This window comes from Enterococcus sp. DIV1937 (genome assembly GCF_050535975.1).
Lineage (GTDB): Bacteria > Bacillota > Bacilli > Lactobacillales > Enterococcaceae > Enterococcus > Enterococcus faecalis.
The window spans coordinates 2,636,930-2,660,286 of sequence record NZ_CP172909.1 but is presented as its reverse complement, the minus strand read 5'-3'; the positions used below and the strand labels follow the sequence as shown (position 1 = coordinate 2,660,286).

The 23,357-nt window shown below is 38.1% G+C and carries 18 protein-coding genes; 13 read left to right on the top strand and 5 right to left on the bottom strand.

Going from position 1 to position 23,357, the window contains the following annotated elements:
* The first annotated feature begins 13 nt into the window (after positions 1 to 13).
* The 4 genes from mazE (at position 14) to rpoC (ending at position 8,390) form a co-directional block, all read left to right on the top strand.
* Positions 14 to 244, top strand: coding sequence for a type II toxin-antitoxin system PemI/MazE family antitoxin (mazE, locus tag IGL13_RS12750; RefSeq protein WP_002354773.1), 231 nt, complete (start codon positions 14 to 16; stop codon positions 242 to 244).
* Positions 244 to 585 carry a type II toxin-antitoxin system PemK/MazF family toxin gene (locus tag IGL13_RS12745; RefSeq protein WP_002354774.1) on the top strand — a complete coding sequence of 114 codons (342 nt, stop codon included), beginning with the start codon at positions 244 to 246 and terminating at the stop codon, positions 583 to 585. Before mazE ends, IGL13_RS12745 begins: the two co-directional genes overlap by 1 nt.
* A 370-nt stretch (positions 586 to 955) precedes the next feature.
* Positions 956 to 4,570 carry a DNA-directed RNA polymerase subunit beta gene (rpoB, locus tag IGL13_RS12740; protein WP_002389470.1) on the top strand — a complete coding sequence of 1,205 codons (3,615 nt, stop codon included), beginning with the start codon at positions 956 to 958 and terminating at the stop codon, positions 4,568 to 4,570.
* A gap of 166 nt (positions 4,571 to 4,736) precedes the next feature.
* Positions 4,737 to 8,390, top strand: a complete 3,654-nt coding sequence (gene rpoC / locus IGL13_RS12735) for a DNA-directed RNA polymerase subunit beta' (protein WP_002354777.1) — start codon at positions 4,737 to 4,739, stop codon at positions 8,388 to 8,390.
* A gap of 48 nt (positions 8,391 to 8,438) precedes the next feature.
* Here rpoC and IGL13_RS12730 read toward each other — a convergent pair whose 3' ends face one another.
* Positions 8,439 to 9,131: a prepilin peptidase gene (locus tag IGL13_RS12730; RefSeq protein WP_002378860.1), complete on the bottom strand. Its 693-nt coding sequence runs from the start codon at positions 9,129 to 9,131 to the stop codon at positions 8,439 to 8,441.
* 108 nt (positions 9,132 to 9,239) lie between these two features.
* Between IGL13_RS12730 and IGL13_RS12725 the strand changes: the two genes are divergently transcribed.
* From IGL13_RS12725 to rpsI, 5 genes are all read left to right on the top strand, one after another.
* Entirely contained in the window at positions 9,240 to 10,760 is a 1,521-nt protein-coding gene (locus tag IGL13_RS12725; protein ID WP_002378859.1) for a gluconokinase, read from the top strand.
* Between the two features lie 83 nt (positions 10,761 to 10,843).
* Positions 10,844 to 11,563, top strand: coding sequence for a DUF5105 domain-containing protein (locus tag IGL13_RS12720; RefSeq protein ID WP_002378858.1), 720 nt, complete (start codon positions 10,844 to 10,846; stop codon positions 11,561 to 11,563).
* A 127-nt stretch (positions 11,564 to 11,690) separates the two neighbouring features.
* Positions 11,691 to 12,158 (top strand): Dps family protein, encoded by a 468-nt coding sequence (locus IGL13_RS12715; RefSeq protein ID WP_002354782.1) that lies wholly within the window; start codon positions 11,691 to 11,693, stop codon positions 12,156 to 12,158.
* Between the two features lie 236 nt (positions 12,159 to 12,394).
* Positions 12,395 to 12,823 (top strand): 50S ribosomal protein L13, encoded by a 429-nt coding sequence (rplM, locus tag IGL13_RS12710; protein ID WP_048670019.1) that lies wholly within the window; start codon positions 12,395 to 12,397, stop codon positions 12,821 to 12,823.
* Between the two features lie 13 nt (positions 12,824 to 12,836).
* Positions 12,837 to 13,229, top strand: a complete 393-nt coding sequence (gene rpsI / locus IGL13_RS12705; protein ID WP_002354786.1) for a 30S ribosomal protein S9 — start codon at positions 12,837 to 12,839, stop codon at positions 13,227 to 13,229.
* Positions 13,230 to 13,251: 22 nt separating this feature from the next.
* On the opposite strand, the gene IGL13_RS12700 is transcribed toward rpsI, so the two are convergent.
* The 4 genes from IGL13_RS12700 to IGL13_RS12685 all read right to left on the bottom strand — a co-directional run bounded on the left by IGL13_RS12700 (position 13,252) and on the right by IGL13_RS12685 (position 16,328).
* Positions 13,252 to 14,547 carry a site-specific integrase gene (locus IGL13_RS12700; protein WP_141422834.1) on the bottom strand — a complete coding sequence of 432 codons (1,296 nt, stop codon included), beginning with the start codon at positions 14,545 to 14,547 and terminating at the stop codon, positions 13,252 to 13,254.
* Between the two features lie 65 nt (positions 14,548 to 14,612).
* Complete coding sequence (locus tag IGL13_RS12695) at positions 14,613 to 14,888, bottom strand: helix-turn-helix transcriptional regulator (protein ID WP_095803878.1); 276 nt, start codon at positions 14,886 to 14,888, stop codon at positions 14,613 to 14,615.
* A 39-nt stretch (positions 14,889 to 14,927) separates the two neighbouring features.
* The gene (locus IGL13_RS12690; protein ID WP_194180217.1) at positions 14,928 to 15,773 is read right to left on the bottom strand and encodes a rolling circle replication-associated protein; all 846 of its coding nucleotides are present in this window, start codon (positions 15,771 to 15,773) and stop codon (positions 14,928 to 14,930) included.
* Between the two features lie 204 nt (positions 15,774 to 15,977).
* Positions 15,978 to 16,328: a hypothetical protein gene (locus IGL13_RS12685; RefSeq protein ID WP_096540909.1), complete on the bottom strand. Its 351-nt coding sequence runs from the start codon at positions 16,326 to 16,328 to the stop codon at positions 15,978 to 15,980.
* A 180-nt stretch (positions 16,329 to 16,508) separates the two neighbouring features.
* Here IGL13_RS12685 and IGL13_RS12680 point away from each other — a divergent pair, with 180 nt between their 5' ends.
* The 4 genes from IGL13_RS12680 (at position 16,509) to IGL13_RS12665 (ending at position 23,321) form a co-directional block, all read left to right on the top strand.
* The gene (locus tag IGL13_RS12680) at positions 16,509 to 17,381 is read left to right on the top strand and encodes a helix-turn-helix domain-containing protein (protein WP_096540906.1); all 873 of its coding nucleotides are present in this window, start codon (positions 16,509 to 16,511) and stop codon (positions 17,379 to 17,381) included.
* A 123-nt stretch (positions 17,382 to 17,504) separates the two neighbouring features.
* Complete coding sequence (locus IGL13_RS12675) at positions 17,505 to 20,240, top strand: class I SAM-dependent DNA methyltransferase (protein WP_096540902.1); 2,736 nt, start codon at positions 17,505 to 17,507, stop codon at positions 20,238 to 20,240.
* A gap of 11 nt (positions 20,241 to 20,251) precedes the next feature.
* Entirely contained in the window at positions 20,252 to 22,174 is a 1,923-nt protein-coding gene (locus IGL13_RS12670) for a DEAD/DEAH box helicase (RefSeq protein WP_116491820.1), read from the top strand.
* Positions 22,167 to 23,321, top strand: a complete 1,155-nt coding sequence (locus IGL13_RS12665; RefSeq protein WP_096540896.1) for a GIY-YIG nuclease family protein — start codon at positions 22,167 to 22,169, stop codon at positions 23,319 to 23,321. The genes IGL13_RS12670 and IGL13_RS12665 overlap by 8 nt, the downstream gene beginning before the upstream one ends.
* Positions 23,322 to 23,357: the final 36 nt, after the last annotated feature.

The following is a 23,357-nucleotide window of genomic DNA, read 5'->3' as shown; positions in this document are numbered from 1 at the left end:
AGGGAGTGATTTCATGCTAACAACTAAATCAAGAAGACAAGGAAGCTCGGTCGTTTTAACTTTACCCACTGATAATGGTAAAAAACCAAAAGTCGACCAAGAATATATTGTGATGTATTCTGACGACGGTACAATTACATTAGTCCCTAAAATTCAGGATCCATTTAGTGAAGGTCCAGAAGGTGAGTATTATGAAAAAGATGAGTGGCATGATCTTGCACCTGAGGGGAGAGAACTTTTTTAATGAATGTTGAAAAGAAGTACATTCCCAAAAAAGGAGATATTGTATGGATTGATTTTGATCCTGCTGCAGGTAAAGAAATTCAGAAGAGACGCCCTGGTTTAGTCGTGTCAAGATATGAATTTAATCGGAAAACCATGTTTGCTGTGATTTGCCCGATTACTTCCACCATTAAAAATATTCCCACTCGATATACGTTGCCCGATGACATAGAAACCCAAGGACAAGTAGTGATCTCACAACTGAAATCTTTGGACTTCACTGAAAGAAAATTAAGTCAAATTGAGCATTTGCCATTAAAAGATATGGCGAAAATTGACCAAATAATTGAATATATTTTCTAGTTGTTGAAAAAATGCGTAATTATTTATTACGCATTTTTTCGTTTAAACCCTTTACAAAAAAACTCCTTTTTATGAAAAAGAAAACCTTAAAGAAACCCTTGACTTTTCTAGACAAAGGTAGTAGAATCTATAGAGCAAAAACTATCTGAAAGTGACGAAGCAGGAGCGAAATATTGTCCGTTCCGGTTTTTTATAGGAAAACAAAAGTAGAAACGCCAGAAAATTTTTCGGAAGCATGTTCTATTTTTGGTTTTTTTTTGCTTAAAAACTGCAAAAAATGCTTTTTGTTACATATATTTAATATATGTAACGTAAATGTAATTTTTCGGATCGGTGTTTTGATAGACTTATAACTAGAGGGGTGAAGAGCTTGGCTGGACACGTAGTAAAATACGGAAAGCATCGCGAACGTAGAAGTTTCGCACGTATCAGTGAAGTATTGGAATTACCAAATTTAATTGAAATCCAAACAGACTCTTATCAATGGTTTTTAGATGAGGGACTTCGTGAAATGTTTGAAGACATTTTACCAATTGATGATTTCCAAGGAAACTTATCCTTAGAATTTGTTGACTATGAATTAAAAGAACCAAAGTACACAGTAGAAGAAGCCCGCGCACATGATGCCAACTATTCTGCGCCATTACATGTAACATTACGTTTAACTAACCGTGAAACAGGTGAAATTAAATCCCAAGAAGTCTTCTTCGGCGATTTCCCATTAATGACAGAAATGGGTACCTTCATCATCAACGGGGCAGAACGTGTTATCGTTTCCCAATTAGTTCGTTCTCCAGGTGTTTACTTCCATGGAAAAGTGGACAAAAACGGCAAAGAAGGTTTTGGCTCAACAGTGATTCCTAACCGTGGTGCATGGTTAGAAATGGAAACAGATGCGAAAGACATTTCTTATGTTCGGATTGACCGCACACGTAAAATTCCTTTAACTGTGTTAGTTCGTGCTTTAGGTTTCGGTTCAGATGATACCATCTTCGAAATTTTCGGCGACAGCGAAAGCTTACGCAACACAATTGAAAAAGATTTACACAAAAACGCAAGTGATTCTCGTACAGAAGAAGGCTTGAAAGACATTTATGAACGTCTTCGCCCAGGCGAACCAAAAACAGCAGATAGCTCACGTAGCTTGTTAACTGCACGTTTCTTTGATCCAAAACGTTATGATTTGGCAAACGTTGGTCGCTACAAAGTTAACAAAAAATTAGACTTAAAAACACGTCTCTTAAACTTAACCTTAGCTGAAACGCTAGTTGATCCAGAAACTGGTGAAATCATTGTCGAAAAAGGCACGGTTTTAACACACCAAATCATGGAAACATTAGGCGAATACATTGACAACGGCTTAAACAGCGTAACTTACTATCCAAGTGAAGATGCGGTAGTAACTGAACCAATGACAATCCAAGTGATTCAAGTTCTTTCACCAAAAGATCCTGAACGTATCGTAAATGTGATTGGTAACGGCTATCCAGACGACAGCGTAAAAACAGTTCGTCCAGCAGATATCGTTGCTTCAATGAGCTACTTCTTCAACTTAATGGAAGATATCGGCAATGTCGATGACATCGACCACTTAGGTAATCGTCGTATCCGTTCAGTAGGCGAATTATTACAAAACCAATTCCGTATTGGTTTAGCCCGTATGGAACGTGTGGTTCGTGAAAGAATGTCTATTCAAGACACAGAAACATTGACACCACAACAATTAATTAACATCCGTCCAGTGGTAGCAAGTATCAAAGAATTCTTTGGTTCTTCACAGTTATCACAGTTCATGGACCAAACAAACCCATTAGGTGAGTTAACCCATAAACGTCGTCTATCAGCCTTAGGGCCTGGTGGTTTGACTCGTGACCGTGCCGGTTATGAAGTTCGTGACGTTCACTACTCTCACTATGGTCGTATGTGTCCAATTGAAACGCCTGAGGGACCGAATATCGGGTTGATCAATAGTTTATCTAGTTATGCGAAAGTGAATAAATTTGGTTTCATCGAAACGCCTTATCGCCGTGTTGATCGTGCGACAGGCCGTGTTACTGATCAAGTAGATTACTTAACAGCAGACATCGAAGACCATTATATCGTAGCGCAAGCGAACTCACTTTTAAATGAAGATGGCACATTTGCCAATGATGTTGTTATGGCGCGTCTACAAAGTGAAAACTTAGAAGTTGCCGTAGACAAAGTTGACTACATGGACGTTTCACCAAAACAAGTAGTCGCAGTCGCAACAGCATGTATTCCTTTCTTAGAAAACGATGACTCCAACCGTGCCTTGATGGGTGCCAACATGCAGCGTCAAGCGGTGCCGTTAATTCAACCACGCTCTCCGTGGGTAGGTACAGGTATGGAATATAAATCAGCCCATGACTCAGGTGCTGCTTTACTATGTAAACATGACGGTGTCGTAGAATTCGTCGATGCAAAAGAAATTCGCGTTCGTCGCGACAATGGCGCATTAGACAAATATATGGTTACAAAATTCCGTCGTTCTAACTCAGGAACAAGCTACAACCAACGCCCAATTGTTCACTTAGGTGAAAAAGTTGAAAAAGGCGATACTTTAGCGGATGGACCTTCTATGGAAGAAGGCGAAATGGCTTTAGGGCAAAACGTCTTAGTTGCCTTCATGACATGGGAAGGTTACAACTACGAGGATGCCATTATCATGAGCCGTCGTTTAGTTAAAGACGATGTCTACACTTCTGTGCATATTGAAGAATATGAATCAGAAGCACGTGATACAAAATTAGGACCTGAAGAAATTACCCGTGAAATTCCAAACGTTGGGGAAGACGCATTGAAAGACTTAGACGAAATGGGGATTATCCGCATTGGTGCTGAAGTTCAAGATGGCGACTTACTAGTTGGGAAAGTCACACCTAAAGGGGTTACAGAATTATCTGCAGAAGAACGTTTATTACACGCAATCTTCGGGGAAAAAGCCCGCGAAGTTCGTGATACGTCTCTCCGTGTACCTCACGGTGGCGGCGGTATCGTTCATGATGTGAAAATCTTTACTCGTGAAGCTGGCGATGAATTATCACCAGGTGTCAACATGTTAGTTCGTGTCTATATCGTTCAAAAACGTAAAATTCACGAAGGAGATAAAATGGCGGGACGTCACGGAAATAAAGGGGTTGTTTCCCGTATTATGCCGGAAGAAGATATGCCATTCTTACCTGACGGAACACCTGTTGATATCATGTTGAACCCATTAGGGGTACCTTCTCGTATGAATATCGGACAAGTACTTGAATTACACTTAGGTATGGCTGCTCGCCAATTAGGTATTCACGTCGCAACACCTGTTTTCGATGGGGCAACCGATGAAGACGTTTGGGAAACTGTTCGTGAAGCTGGTATGGCTAGCGACGCTAAAACAGTTCTTTACGATGGACGTACAGGTGAACCATTTGATAACCGTATTTCCGTTGGTGTCATGTATATGATTAAATTAGCCCACATGGTTGATGACAAATTGCATGCTCGTTCAATCGGACCTTACTCTCTTGTTACGCAACAACCGTTGGGTGGTAAAGCTCAATTCGGTGGACAACGTTTCGGGGAAATGGAAGTTTGGGCACTGGAAGCTTACGGTGCTGCTTACACATTACAAGAAATCTTAACTTACAAATCTGATGACGTTGTCGGACGTGTGAAAACATACGAAGCCATCGTTAAAGGTGAACCAATTCCAAAACCAGGTGTGCCTGAATCATTCCGAGTATTAGTGAAAGAATTACAATCACTTGGTTTAGACATGCGTGTCTTGGACATTGAGGAAGCTGAGATTGAGTTACGCGATATGGACGATGACGATGATGATTTAATCACCGTTGACGCACTAACCAAATTTGCGGAACAACAATCAGCGAAACAGCTGGAAAAAGAAGCAGAATCAGTCGTGAAAGAAGAAGCACAAGACGTTGTTCAAGAAATTGAAACAGCCGAAGACAGAGACTAATTTGTCGCTACCACTCTGATGAGTTGATTCAACTGCGACTTTGTTGCAACTGCGCAAGCCATTACTTGTTCCAAGTGTCGTCAGACCTTCTTTCAAGTGATGCTTGCCATTTGCTAACAAGTTGCTGACTCAGCTTCTCTAAATAAGGAAATGGAGGGAATTCCTTTTGATCGATGTAAATAAATTCGAAAGTATGCAAATAGGGCTTGCTTCACCAGAAAAGATCAGAAGCTGGTCTTATGGGGAAGTTAAAAAACCCGAAACAATTAACTACCGTACATTAAAACCCGAACGTGAAGGGTTATTCTGTGAACGCATTTTTGGTCCAACCAAAGACTGGGAATGTGCTTGTGGTAAATATAAACGTATCCGTTATAAAGGTATTGTCTGTGACCGTTGTGGCGTTGAAGTCACTCGTTCAAAAGTACGTCGTGAACGTATGGGACATATTGAATTAGCCGCACCAGTTTCACATATCTGGTACTTTAAAGGAATTCCATCTCGGATGGGTCTTGTTTTAGACATGAGCCCTCGTGCATTGGAAGAAGTCATTTATTTTGCTTCATACGTTGTCATCGAACCAGGTGACACAACATTAGAGAAAAAACAATTGTTAACGGAACGCGAATATCGTGAAAAACGTGAACAATATGGCCAAGCCTTCAAAGCTGCTATGGGTGCCGAAGCCGTGAAACAATTATTAGATAACGTCGATTTAGATGGCGAAGTTGCGCAATTAAAAGAAGAATTGAAAACAGCTTCTGGTCAAAAACGGACACGTGCCATCCGTCGTTTAGACATCTTAGAAGCCTTCCGTGCTTCTGGTAACCAACCAAGCTGGATGGTAATGGATGTTATCCCAGTTATTCCACCAGATTTACGTCCGATGGTTCAATTGGAAGGTGGTCGTTTTGCAACAAGTGACTTAAACGACTTATACCGCCGTGTTATCAACCGTAACAACCGTCTAAAACGTTTATTAGACTTAAATGCGCCAAGCATCATTGTTCAAAACGAAAAACGGATGTTACAAGAAGCGGTCGATGCTTTAATCGATAATGGTCGTCGTGGCCGTCCAGTTACTGGACCAGGTAACCGTCCATTGAAATCTCTTTCTCACATGTTGAAAGGGAAACAAGGTCGTTTCCGTCAAAACTTACTAGGTAAACGTGTTGACTATTCTGGTCGTTCCGTAATCGTCGTTGGTCCGTTCTTAAAAATGTACCAATGTGGTTTACCAAAAGAAATGGCGATTGAATTATTCAAACCATTTGTAATGCGTGAATTAGTACAACGTGAAATTGCGACAAACATTAAAAATGCGAAACGTAAAATCGAACGTGGCGAAGATGAAGTTTGGGATATCTTAGAAGAAGTTATCCAAGAACACCCAGTTTTACTTAACCGGGCACCTACGTTGCATAGATTAGGAATCCAAGCTTTCGAACCTGTTCTTGTTGAAGGTCGTGCGATTCGTCTTCACCCATTAGTATGTGAAGCCTACAATGCCGATTTCGATGGAGACCAAATGGCGGTTCACGTGCCTCTAAATGAAGAAGCACAAGCAGAAGCTCGTATGTTAATGCTTGCTGCCCAAAATATCTTGAACCCGAAAGATGGTAAGCCAGTTGTTACACCATCTCAAGATATGGTTTTAGGTAACTACTACCTAACAATGGAAGAAGAAGGCCGTGAAGGGGAAGGCATGATCTTCCGCGACATGAACGAAGCTGTTTTAGCATGGCAAAATGGCTACGTGCATTTACACTCACGGATTGGGGTTCAAACAACACTTTTAGGTGACAAACCATTTACTGATTGGCAAAAAGAACGAATCTTAATCACCACAGTTGGTAAGATCATCTTTAACGAAATCATGCCTGTTGAGTTCCCTTACTTGAACGAACCAACAGACTATAACTTAACTGTTCAAACACCAGATAAATACTTCGTAGAAGCTGGTACAGACATTCCTGCACACATTAAAGAGCAAGAATTAGTTTTACCATTCAAGAAGAAAAATCTTGGAAATATCATTGCTGAAGTCTTCAAGAGATTCCACATTACGGAAACCTCTAAAATGCTTGACCGCATGAAAGACTTAGGTTACAAACACTCAACTTATGCTGGGATGACAGTAGGGATTGCCGATATCATGGTTCTTCATGAAAAACAAGCAATCATTGATGCTGCCCACAAACAAGTTGAAACAATTACTAAACAATTCCGTCGTGGTTTAATTACTGATGACGAACGTTATGAACGTGTAATCGGCGTTTGGAACGGTGCCAAAGACGAAATCCAACAAAAACTGATCGAAAGTATGGAAGCTCGTAACCCAATCTTCATGATGTCTGACTCTGGAGCCCGTGGTAACATCTCCAACTTTACACAGTTAGCTGGTATGCGTGGTTTGATGGCCGCTCCGAATGGACGAATCATGGAATTACCAATCATCTCAAACTTCCGTGAAGGACTTTCTGTCTTAGAAATGTTTATCTCAACTCACGGGGCTCGTAAAGGGATGACCGATACGGCCTTGAAGACAGCCGATTCAGGTTACTTAACACGTCGTTTAGTTGACGTTGCCCAAGACGTAATCATTCGTGAAGACGACTGTGGCACTGACCGTGGTCTTGAAATCGAAGCCATTCGTGAAGGTAATGAAATTATCGAACCATTAGACGAACGTCTATTAGGTCGTTATACACGTAAATCAGTTGTTCATCCAGAAACTGGTGCAATCATCATTGGTGCGGATCAATTAATCACTGAAGATCTTGCCAGAGAAATCGTGGACGCTGGTATTGAAAAAGTAACCATCCGTTCTGTCTTTACATGTAACACAAAACATGGTGTATGTAAGCACTGTTACGGACGTAACTTGGCAACTGGTTCTGACGTTGAAGTCGGAGAAGCAGTTGGTACAATCGCCGCTCAATCTATCGGGGAACCTGGTACACAGTTAACCATGCGTACGTTCCATACCGGTGGGGTTGCCGGTGACGATATCACTCAAGGTTTACCTCGTATCCAAGAAATCTTTGAAGCACGTAATCCGAAAGGGCAAGCAGTGATTACAGAAGTAACCGGTGAAGTTATCGATATTTCTGAAGATCCTGCCACACGTCAAAAAGAAGTAACCATCAAAGGAAAAACAGATACACGTACCTATACTGTCCCTTACACTGCACGTATGAAAGTTGCTGAAGGCGACATCATCCACCGTGGTGCACCGTTGACAGAAGGTTCAATTGATCCAAAACAATTATTACAAGTTCGTGATGTTTTATCTGTTGAAAACTACCTATTACGTGAAGTACAACGTGTTTACCGTATGCAAGGGGTAGAAATCGGCGACAAACATATCGAAGTAATGGTTCGCCAAATGTTACGTAAAATCCGCGTAATGGATCCAGGTGACACTGAAATCCTTCCAGGAACATTAATGGACATCGCAGAATTTAAAGACCGTAACTACGACACATTAGTTGCTGGTGGCGTCCCTGCTACTAGTCGTCCAGTCTTACTTGGTATTACCAAAGCGTCATTGGAAACAAACAGCTTCTTATCTGCTGCATCCTTCCAAGAAACAACACGCGTGTTAACAGATGCTGCTATCCGTGGCAAAAAAGATCCATTACTTGGATTGAAAGAAAATGTTATCATTGGTAAAATCATCCCAGCTGGTACTGGTATGGCTCGTTACCGTAACATGGAACCAAAAGAAGTTGGCGTAGCTAGCGAAAACGTTTATAGTATTTCAGACATTGAAGCACAAATGGCTGCTGAAGATGCGATGAAAAACATCAATAAATAAACCCTAAAAAGCCGTAAGGAGCATGCTCCTTACGGCTTTTTTTATTTGCTATAAGCAACTGATTGTGAGTAAGCCCAAACTTAAAAAGGGGACAAAGGGAAGTGTCTGTTCAACTGGATACCCCAAAAATTTACAGCTGTAGCCATAGATTAGGCCATAACTACTGGCAAAAAATAGTAGCATCAGCAACTGAGGTACCTGTAAAAAACAGCCCCACAAACCCAGTAACAAAAGATCCCCTCGCCCCATGGCTTCCGGAAAATAATGTAAGACGGCTTGGAAAAAACAAAAACAAAAAAGACCAGTCAGTAAGTAAAACGAATGCTGACCCGTCACTTTCAGCAAACAAAGCACAAGAAAACTAGGATAAAGAATCTTCGGTTCAACCACTAAATACCAGTAATCAATCAAGGATAATGTGAAAGCACTCGTCAGCCACCACCAGAGAATCAAAGCATCAATCGTCAGGCCAGCTGAAAAACAGCTTGCGGTTAAGCCGCCCATGACAAGTTCTGCTAAAAGATAACTCTTAGCTACTGGCTGTTGACACTTTCGACAACGAAAGCGCTGCAGCAAAATCGAAACAACTGGAATTAATTCATAGAGTTGTAGAGGCTGGTGGCAACCTTGACAGTGGGAAGGGGGCCACCACAAAGAACGCCCTACTGGTAAGCGCTCCGCCACTAAGCATAAAAAAGAACCGAAACAGGCACCAATCAAAAAGAGACTCAAGAAAAACATAGGTTACCTCCTTAAAAATAAACTACGCTTTTTTTAAACTTTTTCGTTTGACTAGACAAATCTTTTTTTGTTAGGAATAATAAAAGAAACAAGAAATGAGGGAATCAAATGGAAAAATTAGCGATTGGTGTCGACGTTGGCACCACGCAAGCCAAAGCAGTGGCTTTTCAAGCAAATGGCACAGTCGTAGCTTCTAGCTATGTGCGTTATCCATTAATTCAAGAGACTGAAGGAATGGCGGAGCAAGACCCAGAAACGCTGTTCCAAGCTGTGGTGAACTGTATTCGAACCGTCACACAACAAGTGAAGAATCAACCAATTGGGCTCATTTCTTTTGCTTCAGCGATGCATGGCTTAATTGCCATGGATGCGCAAGGACGCCCATTGACCCAAGTGATTACTTGGGCTGACACACGAGCATCTGATTATGCGGAAGCGTTAAAAGAAACGCCAGCGGCCCAATTATTTTATCAATTGACAGGCATGCCAGTTCATCCAATGGCGCCTTTGTACAAGATTCGCTGGCTGCAGGAAAATCAGCCAGCCGTTGCGCAGAGCGCGGCCAAGTTTATTGGGATTAAGGACTACATTTTTTACCGTTTCTTTGGCGAATACTGGACAGATTATAGTAGTGCTTCGGGGATGGGTTTATTTAATATTCACACGCGGCAATGGGAATCGTCGATTTTAGCGTATTTATCTATTGAGGAGGAACAGTTGCCAAAAGTTGCCCCGTCAACGTTCATTTTTCCAGCATTAGCGCCTTCTTGGCAAGAGATGCTTGGTGTTGAGGAGGAAACGGTTTTAGTTCTTGGTGGCGCGGATGGTCCATTGTCTAATTTAGGTTTGGGAGCGCTAGGAATGGGTGTAGCGACTTTGACCGTTGGTACGAGCGGCGCACTTCGGTATATTGTCGAAGAACCTTTTTTGCATCCGCAAGGTGAAACATTTTGTTTTGCTCTAGATGAACAGCACTGGGTGATTGGTGGCGCAAGTAGTAATGGTGCAGTTGCGTTAGATTGGGCGAGCCAAACGATTTTTGCAGAAGAACGTCAGCAAGCTCTCCAAAACGGGACCAATCTCTATGACCCAATTATGGCCAAAATTGCAACCGTGCCAGCTGGGGCAAATGGCTTACTGTTTCATCCTTATTTGCTTGGTGAACGAGCACCGCTGTGGAATGCAGAGGCGAGCGCAAGTTTTATTGGCTTGCGCAAAAATCACCATGCTGGACATTTAGCTCGAGCGGTGGTGGAAGGCATCTGTTTCAATTTAAAAACTATTTTAGAGGATTTGAAACAACTCGGTGGACCCGTTCAGGAGATTCGGGCGACAGGCGGCTTTGCTGATTCCCCTGTGTTCCGTCAAATCATGGCTGATGTGCTGGGAGAAACGTTATCGTTCACTGATAGCACCGAAGCTTCGGCATTAGGCGCTGTTTTGCTAGGCTGGCAAGGCTTAGGGCAGTTACCAAATTTGCAAGCAGCGGCGCAACAGGTGCTGGTTCATGAAACGGTCACGCCACGAGCGGATCAATTGCTAGTTTATCAAGAACTGTATCCTGTTTTTCAAGAAACCCAACAAGTTTTAGCACAAAGTTATCAAAAATTAGCAGAATTCCGCAAATAATTGATAGTAAATAGCTTTGACAAATGGCTGAGAAGTTGCTTAACTAGAAGAGAGACAAAGACTTGAGGAAATGAGGATGAGAAATGAAGAAACAGCTACTACCACTATTTCTGTTATTCATTGGAGCGTTAGCAAGCTGCAGTGCACCGTCTCGTTCCGGCGAAAAAGCAGCGCAACAGTTGGTAGATTACTTTATTTATCAAGAAAAGCCAGAGACATTCTCTCAAACTTTTCGTGAACCGAAAGTCTTAGCGGAGCATTTGCAGACGAGCCGTCAACAGTTCCAGAAGCAATTTTTTAATAGCTTAAAAGAAATGAACGCTGAAGTCACCGAGACTGAAGCCCAGAAGCTTAGCACAGAATTACTGGCTCAAGTGAAGAAAAAAGCGTCATATCAACTAGTAGCCACGAAAGAATTGAATGGACAAGCGACAATCACTTTTCAGATTAAGGGCTTAGATTTTGTGACGGCGATTGAAGATACAACCACTGCTCTTCTTCAGCAAACGCAACAGGCAACACAAGCGCTAGACATGCAGCACACGCTAGCCGTTTTAAAAAAAGAAATCCAACAAATCAATGTCAGCCATGAGCCAGTTGAACTGCCATTAACGGTTAAGCAAGTAGAAGGACAATGGTACTTGCCGGCAGCGGAGCAACTGAGACTGAATCAGTTTTTTTTAGCTTTCGTCACAGGAAAAGAAGATACTGACCAGTTGACAGAGGCACTCGACACGATCCTCACTCAAGCGGAACAAAAAGTCGTCACTGCGGATGAAAAAACAGCGATTTCAGGAAATTAATTAGATTCTTAATTGTAATTATTATAATTTGATAATAATTTTAAAAAAGAAAGGTTTTTAGTGTACTTTTTTCACAATTCATATTACACTAAGAGTGTAGAAAAAATATTTAGGAGGATGACAAAGAATGAAATTTGAAAAAACAAAAGAAATTTTGAACCAACTCGTTGCAGATTTAAGCCAATTTTCCGTGGTAATTCATCAAACACATTGGTATATGCGTGGACCTGAATTTTTAACACTTCACCCACAAATGGATGAATACATGGATCAAATCAATGAGCAATTAGATGTTGTTTCAGAACGTTTAATCACATTGGACGGCTCTCCATTCTCAACATTGCGTGAATTCGCAGAAAATACAAAAATTGAAGATGAAATTGGTAACTGGGACCGCACCATTCCAGAGCGTATGGAAAAATTAGTAGCAGGCTACCGTTACTTAGCAGACCTTTACGCAAAAGGAATCGAAGTTTCTGGTGAAGAAGGCGACGACTGCACACAAGACATTTTCATCGCAAACAAAACAGACATCGAAAAAAATATTTGGATGTTACAAGCCAAACTTGGCAAAGCGCCTGGTATTGACGCATAATTTAAAACAACTCCCAAAGCCGCTGACGTTGACGTTGGCGGTTTTTTTCTGTTTAAAAGGCACAAAAAAATAAGTGAAAATCTATTTTCTGAAAGCGCAGAAAAACATTGACTTTATCAGTGATTGAAGGTAAAATATTAAATGGTATTGTTTGCCCCACAATGAGCCCCGGAAACTCAAGTGTATGTCAAACATCGAAAACAAAATTGGAGGAAAGAAACGTGCGTACAACATATATGGCCAAAGCTGGCGAAGTAGAACGTAAATGGTACGTAGTAGATGCAACAGATGTTCCTTTAGGACGTCTATCAGCAGTTGTTGCTTCTGTACTACGTGGTAAAAATAAACCAACATTCACACCACATGTGGATACTGGAGATTTCGTAATCGTAATTAACGCTGATAAAGTAAAATTAACAGGTAAAAAAGCTACAGACAAAATTTACTACCGTCACTCAATGTATCCTGGAGGATTAAAATCAGTGACTGCTGGTGAATTACGCGACAAAAACTCTCGCCGTCTTATCGAAACTTCTGTAAAAGGTATGCTACCTAAAAACACTTTAGGACGTAAACAATTTACTAAATTGAACGTATACGGTGGAGCTGAGCATCCACATGCTGCACAACAACCAGAAGTATTAGATATCACGAACTTAATTTAAGGAGGGAAATTCATTGGCACAAGTACAATATAGCGGCACAGGCCGTCGTAAAAATGCAGTTGCCCGCGTACGCTTAGTACCAGGTACTGGTAAAATTACTGTAAACAAAAAAGACGTAGAAGAATATATTCCACATGCTGACTTGCGTGAAGTTATCAACCAACCATTTGGCGTAACTGAAACAAAAGGCGCTTACGATGTAATCGTAAACGTAAACGGTGGTGGCTATGCTGGACAATCAGGAGCTATCCGTCACGGAATCGCTCGTGCATTGTTACAAGTAGATCCTGACTTCCGTTCTGCTTTAAAACGCGCTGGGTTACTTACTCGTGACGCACGTATGGTTGAACGTAAAAAACCAGGTCTTAAGAAAGCACGTAAAGCTTCTCAATTTTCAAAGCGTTAAAAACAGCTTCATATCAGTACTTTCAGGCGTTTCGCAATTCACTTTGCGAAGCGTCTTTTTTTGAGTTGACACCATTGTTGACACCATTCCGGTCTGACTCTTTTTGCGACAATTTACGATAAGCAATTTCACCAATAGGCATTTGAATCACATTTGGTGTATTTACATAGGTTCTTGTGATGCTGGTATCGCTGTGAGTCAATGCTTCAGAAATCTGTTCTAGCGCGACACCAGCTTGTTTGGCTAAAGTTGCCCCAGTATGGCGTAACTTATGTGGGGTCGCATGAGTAAGGTGCTTATGTCGTCGCTCAATGGATTTCATACGGTAGTTCAAATAATCTGTATGAAGCCTTTGGTTGATATTCCCTTTATCATCAAAGAAGGTAAAGAGTAGCTGTTCTTCGGTTTGTTCAATTTCAAATTGAGCTAGTTCTTCTTTTTGTTGAACTTTCCACTGTTGAAGTAATTGCTTTAGTTCATTCGGAATATGGAAAATTGTCGTTTTATTCCCTTTTGTGCTTTTTTCATTGCCGAATTTATCTAAGGCTTTACCAATCGTAATCTGGGAAGCAGTGAAATTCACATTCTTCCATTTGATAGCGTAAGTTTCTGATTTGCGATCAGATAAAAAGAAGGTAGTCAGAAATAATACATAGTCTTGTAAAGTCAGTTGACCACTTTCATAATCGTTTTGGACGGCAGTTAGCCATTCTTGGAGTTGTTCAAAGGAGAGGTATAAATCTTCTTCTTTTTTAGCTTCTTGCAATTGGTTTTTCTTAGTAGCATTAATCCGTTTAAGTGATTTTTCTAGTTTATTGCGTTCAATGTATTCAAGCTCTTCCGCCCAATCGAAAATAGAATTAACGTAGCTACGTAGTATTTTGAAGTTTGCGTATTCGGCAGCCTTTTGAGTCATGATTTTTAAAACAAAGGCTTTGTTTTGATTCAGATAGTTCAATGTGTATTTTCCGAACATTGGTAAGATGTGAAGTCGAAAAATATCTTTTGTATTCGCGATTGTGACGGGAGTAGGAGACTTTGTGTTTCGAGAAGTTAAGCCAGCTGTATAAGCATCAATCCAGATATCTTCATAGAAATCTTTGAACAGTGCTTCGCCACCTAGTTCAAAAGCGTTCTTTTCTTTGTTTTCCCGTAGCTCTTTAATCTTGGCATAAAAATCAATTTCTGCTGCTTTTGCCTCCTTTCTAGTTTTGAAAGTTTTTGAATAAAGTTTGTTTACGCCTATCATCTCTTGGATATCTTGTGGATAGTAAAGTCGTAAACGGTAAGTCTCATTTTCTGTTTTGCTAATTGCCATAGTATTTCCCTCCGATTTTGCGAGCCGAAATCAAATACTATATATGGAGTATAACGATGTCGGAATTATTTTGCTAGGCTTGCCAGCCATTGATCAATGGCGATACGGTCAAATCTATTTGATCCGTGGATTTGAATAAGGGGTAAGCCATCTTTAATCCAGCCATCTAACGTATTATTGGAAACCTGTAGATAGTTACAAGTCTGCTTCTTATTCATATAACGGTGTTGCAAGTTTTCCTGTGTCTTAATTTTTTCGATTTCAGTTGTGATTAAATCAGATAGTTGAGTAGAAATAATGCCCATTTGATCATCACTGAGTAAAATTTTCATCTCGGTCATATTTTCACTTCCTTTGAATTTTGCGTAGGGAATAATGAATTATTTTTTTATCTTGGTATAGTGAACAGTGCTTTCTTGAAAATCCATCACTTGTTCAGGAGTTCCACCTTCATTTATCGAACTGTAAAATATTGGACGTCTTACGAGATACTCATTGGTATAAAGTACCTCTTGATTTGTGATGTCAAAAGGTTGATCCACGAGTTGCTTTGTGACGCTGGGTACTTTGAGGTTGCGGGATTTGAAGAATGCCTTTTTCTTATGCTCTTTCATATCCAAGTCCTTCTCAAAATATTTACTGATATAGCGCCCACGATTTTCGATGCTATCCACATCAATCTTGTTGATTTTGACAAATCCATGTCCCCAGATGGTAGTAAGGCGATTGATAGAGATAAAAGGAAAGTCAAACAGGATGATGTGATAATGGATGGCGCCTCGTTCTTGTTTTTCCCACGTGGCAAGGTATTTCAGGTTTGCTTTTTTTGTGTGATAGAGTTCGTAGTTTAGTCGTTTGATAAATTTTTTGAATTCATTATTCGCATAGGCAATGTCTTGAATGTTTTCTCTGAAAGTGAGGGTTAAAAATTTTGTCTGATTGTCAAAGTTCATATCCACGAGTCTGGCGATTTCAAAGCGCATATTTTGATAGTATTTTTGTTTTCGTTTTAAGCTGTCGTATTGCCCTTGAGCGGATAGTTCATCATAGTTTTTTCTTTTATCAGTAGTCGTATTTTCTTCTTCATAAAGCCAAGCTAATTCTTTTTTTCGTTTTGGATTGGTTTCATTTTTGTCTACTTTTTGTTTAGGAGTAATGATTGCTTCATAATCATAAATTTCAAGGTACGTGGGAGTTTCAATGATTTTTTGATTATAAGCTTTCAAAAATCATCACTCCTTGATAGATATTCAGTTGTCAACGAACCATCTTTTTTCTCCTGATGTTGTTCTATAAATCAAGTTAAGGGGAAGTCCTGCAAAGCAGTCCTTCCAGCCTATGTGTTTATTGGGCGGTCTTAACGGACAGAAGCGGCTCTATGGCGCTGCCCCGCCGTTTCGTCCTAACCACCCAACAAACCCATAGGAAAATTAGTTTTGTACAGTGGAACCTTGTTTTTTCGGAATCAAAGTTGCCACATCTGCCGTGGCCGATAAGCCATAACTGACGAATTGACCGTTAGAGCGACCCCAAGGTGCAATCACTAAATTGGCAAATGTAACCATTGCTAAACCTTGTTGGGTAAGTTCTTCCGGAGTGATTATAGGATTTTCAGATTTGACTTTGACACTGATTTTCTCGTAGCGGAGTTTAGGTAGGATACATTCGTAACTCCAACCTAGAATTTCTCCATCTTTTTGCCAACGAGTAACATTAACAACTTGGTATTCCTTTTCGAGTTTTTCTTTTGGTAAAGTAAGATCATTGATTTTAATTGGCATAATAGCCCTCCTTTTTATATACGATAATTTATACGGTTGGTTTAAAAAAATATAGACGGCCATCTATGATTTGTATTTTATACGTTTGTTTATACGAAGTCAAGAGATTTAGCAAAAAATATATACGAAATTGTATACGAGTGATATAATGAGTAAAAATGGACAAGGAGGAAGTAATCTATGTTTGGTTTATTGCAACCTGATAAAGTGAAGGTAGGACAACGAATCAAAGAAATCAAAGAAAGTATGAATCTTTCCTTTACAGAGTTGGGCAATCGCTTGGGAATAAAGAAACCAACAATCAGCTCGTATGTTCAAGGCTATGCGTTAGCCCCTGAAAGTGTCATTAACCAATTATCTAGTATTAGTGGGAAACCGGTGGGCTGGTTTTACTTTGGTGACATTGAAGAATATATTGCGGACTATTTGCAGTTAAAAGGGCAGAACAGAATTGTGCAAGAACATCCAAAAGTTGTGAAAGCAATCAAAGAAGAGTTTTACACTGGGGAATTTAAAAATCCGGCATGGGAAAATGAAGTTGGTTATCCATGTGAGGAGTTTATGGATGATTATTTTTATGAACTGCAACAAGAAGTCATTAAAGAAGAAATTCAAAAAATGGTACGTGATCAGATAAAAAAATTACCGATTGCCGATGAATTATCTAAACAGAAGAAAGATGAGGCAGTCACCGTTATTACGAGCGGTATCATCGAGTATATGGATGTAGCAGGTGAATTTAATTATGAAAAAAAAGATGATATGATTAAACTGGTTAAGCAGGAAGTCGAAAAGTACGATTTTTTTGCGGATAGTAATTTTGAAGATCGATATTTAGTAGGAAAACTAATAAATATATTGGCAGATCAACAAAAAACTGGAGAATTAATCAATCGATTGTCCGAAGAACTAACGAACAAATCTTTTTCCAGAAAATTTGGAGGAGAAGAATTGATAGAAGCATTTGAAACGTTACGTCCGGCACTAATCCGAATTTATAGTAAAGTCAATACGGACGAATTGGAGAATTGGTTTAGAAAGGATATTCGTTAACATATAGATGACTTTTCTAATTATTGAGAGACAAAATATCTAAGAATGCTAGGAAATCATCTAACCAACATTTTGAATTAAGTTATGGAAATTTATTTATGGAGATATGTGGGAGGACTAAACATGGCATTAATTGAAATAGAAGATGAAATTATTGAAATTATTAATAAAGAAAATAAGGAAGACTTTATTTATGACTTTTTAAAAATTTACGATATTCCAAATTCAACAATTACACGTCTAAAAAATGGAACTAATAATCTTTCGAAGATTCCGGGGGAAGTACATTTAAAGAATAAATTATATTTTAAAGAAACAGTAAACGATGTTTTTGAAGCTTTCATTGAAATTGAAAGCAAAGTGAACGATGCGGTTGCTATCCCTAGGTATTTATTTGTTACCGATTTCAAAGTGATTTTAGCTAAAGATACGAAAACTGGGGAGTCATTAGATATTAAGTTTAAAGAATTGCCAATACATTTTAACTTTTTCCTAGCATGGAATGGAATTGAAAAAGTAGATTTTGAAAAAGAGAATCCACTAGATATTAAAGCAGCAGAGCGTTTTGCACGATTGTTCGATGTTTTAAATAAAGAAATAGAATCAGATAGTGAGGAACAGCGCCATGCATTAAACTTATTTTTAATGCGACTTCTATTCTGTTTGTTTGCTGAGGATACAAATATTTTCCATAAGGGTCAATTTACGAATGGTATAAAACAATATACAAGTGATGATGGGAATAATTTAAATGATTATATCGAGGGTTTGTTTAAAGTTTTAGATACACAGTCGAGAGAAAAAACGCCAATTATTTATAAAGACTTCCCTTATGTAAATGGCCAATTGTTTACGGAACCACATCAACCGATTAAGTTTAATAAAAAAGCTCGGAAACTAATACTGGAATGTGGAGAGCTTCTTGAATGGTCAAAAATAAATCCAGATATATTCGGGTCCATGATCCAAGCTGTTGCGACTGAAGATAATAGAAGTCATTTAGGTATGCATTACACAAGCGTTACTAATATTATGAAAGTAATCAATCCTTTGTTTTTAGATGAAGTCAAACAACAGTTTAAAGAAATTAAAGATTCGTGGAACGATTCATTTCAAGAAATACACTTAGGAAAGAAAAAAATATCTGATACAAGAAAAAAACATTTAGATAAGATTTCAACGCTTACCAATAGAATAAAAAACATGAAATTTTTCGATCCGGCTTGTGGTTCAGGTAATTTTTTGATTATTACGTATAAAGAATTACGCCAATTAGAAATTGATATCTATGTGCTGATAAATGAAATAAACAATGCGCAAATGTTGATATACGAACCGATTGTCACTTTATCCCAATTCTATGGAATTGAAATTGATGAATTTGCAAGCGATATTGCTAAGTTGTCATTATGGATTGCAGAGCATCAAATGAATCTAGCATTGAAGGAAGCTGTTGCAGAGGCAATACGTCCTACGTTACCATTAAAATCTGCGGGAGATATTCGCTGTGGTAATGCGTTGAGACTGGACTGGAATGAAGTATGTCCACAAGAACTTAATGGTGAAGTGTATTTATTTGGTAATCCACCATATTTAGGTGGTAAAAAGCAAGATAATAGTCATAAAAGCGATATGGATTTTGTTTTTTCTGGATTTAAAAACTATAGAAATCTAGATTATATCGCTGCATGGTTTTATTTGGGATCAAAATATATTCAAGGGATGAATTCAAAATTAGCATTTGTATCAACTAATTCAATCTGTCAAGGTGAACAAGTGCCGCTTTTATGGGGAAATATATTAGATTATACACAGATATTTTTCACACATACGCAATTTCTTTGGAATAATAATGCCAGAAACAAAGCAGCTGTTTTTGTTGTTATTGTTGGTCTGGTAGATAAAAAGCAAAAATATGAAAGAAAAGCTATTTATAATTCGAACTCAGTGAAATATGTTGAAAACATTAGTCCATATTTATCTGAAGGTAGTGATGTAATTGTTTATAAAGAAAAAAAACCACTATTTCAGGTTCCCGAAATTGAATTTGGGAGTATGCCTAGGGATAATGGGGGACTGATATTAACTCCGGAAGAATATCAGGATGCTATTGAAATGAACCCTAGATTAGCCAATGTCATAAAAAAATATGTAGGTTCTTATGAATTTCTGAATAATCAAGTCAGGTATTGTATTTGGATGAATGATAAGCAATATCAAGAATTTAAAGATTTTACTTTCATAAAGCAAAGAATGGGCATAGTCAGAAAGTTCCGTGAGAATAGTAAAGCAGAATCAACTCGTAAAGCTGCAGAAACTCCCTATAAATTTGTACAATTAGGAGCAACAAAAAAACAACGTTTGAACAATAAAGTAACATTAATAATTCCAAGAGTTTCTTCTGAAAATAGGTATTATTTGCCTATGGGCATAATTGATAATGAAACAATCGTATCTGATTTGGCATATTCCGTAGTAAATGCTGAGTTGGTATTATTAGGAATTCTTCAATCAAAAATGCATATGACTTGGATGAAAAATATGGCTGGAAGATTGAAAGCAGACTATAGATATTCTGCAGGTTTTTGTTATAATCCTTTTCCAATCCCCAAACTTTCTAGTTCAAGAAAGAAAGTTATTGAGGAGATAATTTTGACTATTTTGGACATTAGAGAAGAATATCCTGAATCTTTAGCCACATTATATACAAATGGGAAAATGCCAGAAAACCTGATTCGAGCACACAATTTGCTAGATATGGAAGTTGATAAACTTTATAAGAATGGCATTTTTAATTCTGAAGAAGAACGATTGACAACGCTTTTAAAATTATATGAAATTAAGAAGAACAATGGTTAAGGAGCAGAAGAATGACTTCAAATATTTTTGATATAAATTATCATCAAACTGGTAAAAGTAAATCAACGAACAGTTTGGGCATGCGTAAGATGCAGGAAAGAGTTTTTGAAAAACGCAAGTCGAAGCACTTATTAGTAAAAGCTCCTCCAGCATCTGGAAAAAGCCGAGCTTTAATGTTTATTAGTTTAGACAAGTTAATAAATCAAGGACTTAAAAAGGTAATTGTTGCTGTGCCAGAACGTTCCATTGGAGCATCATTCAAAAATACTGATTTAATCAGTCATGGATTCTTTGCAAATTGGAAAGTTGAGCCGCGAAATAATCTTACTTCAGCAGGAGGAGATAAGAGTAAAGTCCAAGGCTTTATTCGATTCATGGAATCAGATGAGGAAATTCTAATATGTACACACGCAACATTGCGATTTGCATTTGAACAACTAGAGGACTCCATTTTTGATGACTGCTTACTGGCAATCGATGAATTTCATCATGTTTCAGCAGATGTTAATTCAAAATTGGGTGAACTGTTACGAAGTGTTCTTAGAAACTCCACTTGTCACATAGTAGCAATGACTGGCTCTTATTTTAGAGGAGACTCTGTACCTATTTTAGAGCCCCAAGATGAAGAACTATTTGATAAAGTAACATACACATACTATGAACAACTTGATGGATATGAATACTTAAAGTCATTTGGTATTGGCTATCACTTTTATCAAGGAAAATATCTATCAGCTATCAATGAAGTTCTAGATACAAGTAAAAAAACGATTATTCATATTCCAAATGTAAATTCTATTGAGTCTACCAAAGATAAAGAAATGGAAGTAGATCAGATTCTTGATTTAATTGGGGAAGTTGAGGAGGAAAATCCTGAAACAGGAATTCTTAGTGTTAGACGTCATTCGGATGGGAAAATTTTGAAAATTGCTGATTTGGTAAGAGTAGAAGGACGAGATAGGATTGTAGAATATTTAAGAAATACTGATGATGAAGATGATATGGATATTATTATTGCTTTAGGAATGGCAAAAGAAGGGTTTGATTGGCCGTATTGCGAGCATGCATTAACAATTGGGTATCGTGGTTCACTTACAGAAATTGTTCAAATTATTGGCCGTTGTACACGAGATAGTTCAAATAAGACTCATGCACAATTTACCAATTTGATTGCTCAACCTGATGCTAAAGATGATGATGTGACATATTCTGTTAATACTATGCTAAAAGCTATTTCAGCTTCTTTACTTATGGAACAAGTTTTAACACCAGATTTCAAGTTCAAAGCACGAAAAAGTAACTCAGATAGAAACACATCTGGAGAATTGCATATTAAAGGATTTAAAGAACCGTCAACTATTAATACTAAAAAGATCATTGAAAATGATTTGAACGACTTAAAAGCTGCAATTTTCCAAGATTCACAAATTCAAAAAGCAATGGTTAGTAGAGAAATTGAACCAAAGGTGTTGAATAAAGTATTAATTCCTAAAGTGATTCAAGAAAAATATCCGAATCTAACTGATAGCGAAGTCGAAGAAGTTAGACAGACTGTTGTGGCTGATAATGCAATGAAAAATAGTATTAGAGAAGTAAGGGGGAGCAAGGAATTTATTCGCATGACAGATAAGTTTGTTAATATTGAAGACTTGAACATTGATTTAATTGATTCGATTAATCCGTTCCAAAAAGCTTATGAAGTATTATCTAAAGAATTGAATGCGCCAGTATTGAGATTGATTCAAGAAAGCATCGATGCCAAACGCATAAAATTCGACGAAGAAGAGCTTAAATTTATTTGGCCTAAAGTAGAAGCTTTTTTTACTGAGTTTGGAAAAGTACCTGATGAGAAGTCGACAGATCCGATTGAAAAAAGAATGGGTGAAGCAGTCATTTACATGCGTGACCTGAAAAGAGGTCGTTTGAATGGATAAACGTTTCAGTTCAATTGATGATATTATGAACAGTGATTTATTTGATCAAATAGTTGCTCCTTCTAGAAAACAAAAGCAGGTTTTCTATGATACTGAAGTTGAAAACTTTATGGAAATTGTGAAATTTTATCAGGAAAACGGAAGAGAACCTGAAAAAACAAACGATTTTGCTCGTTTGTCTGAACGTTCATTAGCAAGCCGTTTAATTGGGATTAGAAAAAATCCAGATCGGATTGCCAAACTAAAAGAATACGATGATGTTGGTTTGTTAGCACCACCAAAAAAGTTTGATAAAGAAATAAAATCACTTGATGATATACTGAATTTTGGTTCTTCTGAATTATTGGGTGATTTAGCACAATCTGATTCTGAAAAATCAATATTTAACACTTCACGCTTTAGAGAAGTAGAAAACAAACCTGACTTTGTAGCAAAGAGAAAACACATGAAGGACTTTTCAAAATATGAACCACTTTTTCGAAATGTTCAAAAGGAAATTGCCGCAGGAACAAGAAAAATATTACCATTTAAAAATTATGAAATAAAACAAGGTAGCTTTTTGATACAAAAAGGAACAGTTTTATATGTAGAATCGATTGGTGAAAAATTCAAAACAAATAATGGCGAAGAAAATGCACGTTTACATGTGATATATGAGAATGGGACAGAAAGTAATGTACTTTTACGCTCATTAGCTGCGAATTTATATCGCACCGGTAGTGGTGGAAAAATGATAACAGATAATATCGATAATCTTATTGATGGTGTTGAGGAAGAAGACATTTCGTCTGGATATATATACGTTTTACGATCATTATCAGATAATTCACAAATTCAAGAAATTGATAACTTATATAAAATTGGTGTAACAACAGAATCTGTTGAAAAAAGAATTGCTAATGCAATAAATGAATCAACTTACCTTTATGCACCAGTTGAAATTGTAACTAAATACCATGTTTTCAATCTAGATGCTGCAAAGTTTGAAAATGCTATTCATAAAGTGTTAAAAGATAATAAATTAGATGTTGAGATAGTTGGAGTAAATGGTCGAATGATAGTTCCAAGAGAATGGTTTGTAATTCCGTTGAATCAGTTAGATTTTGTTATAAATGAAATTATAACGAAAGTGATTATTTTAGAATAAGAGAATACGAATCCAATCTTAAAATGAAAAAATGGG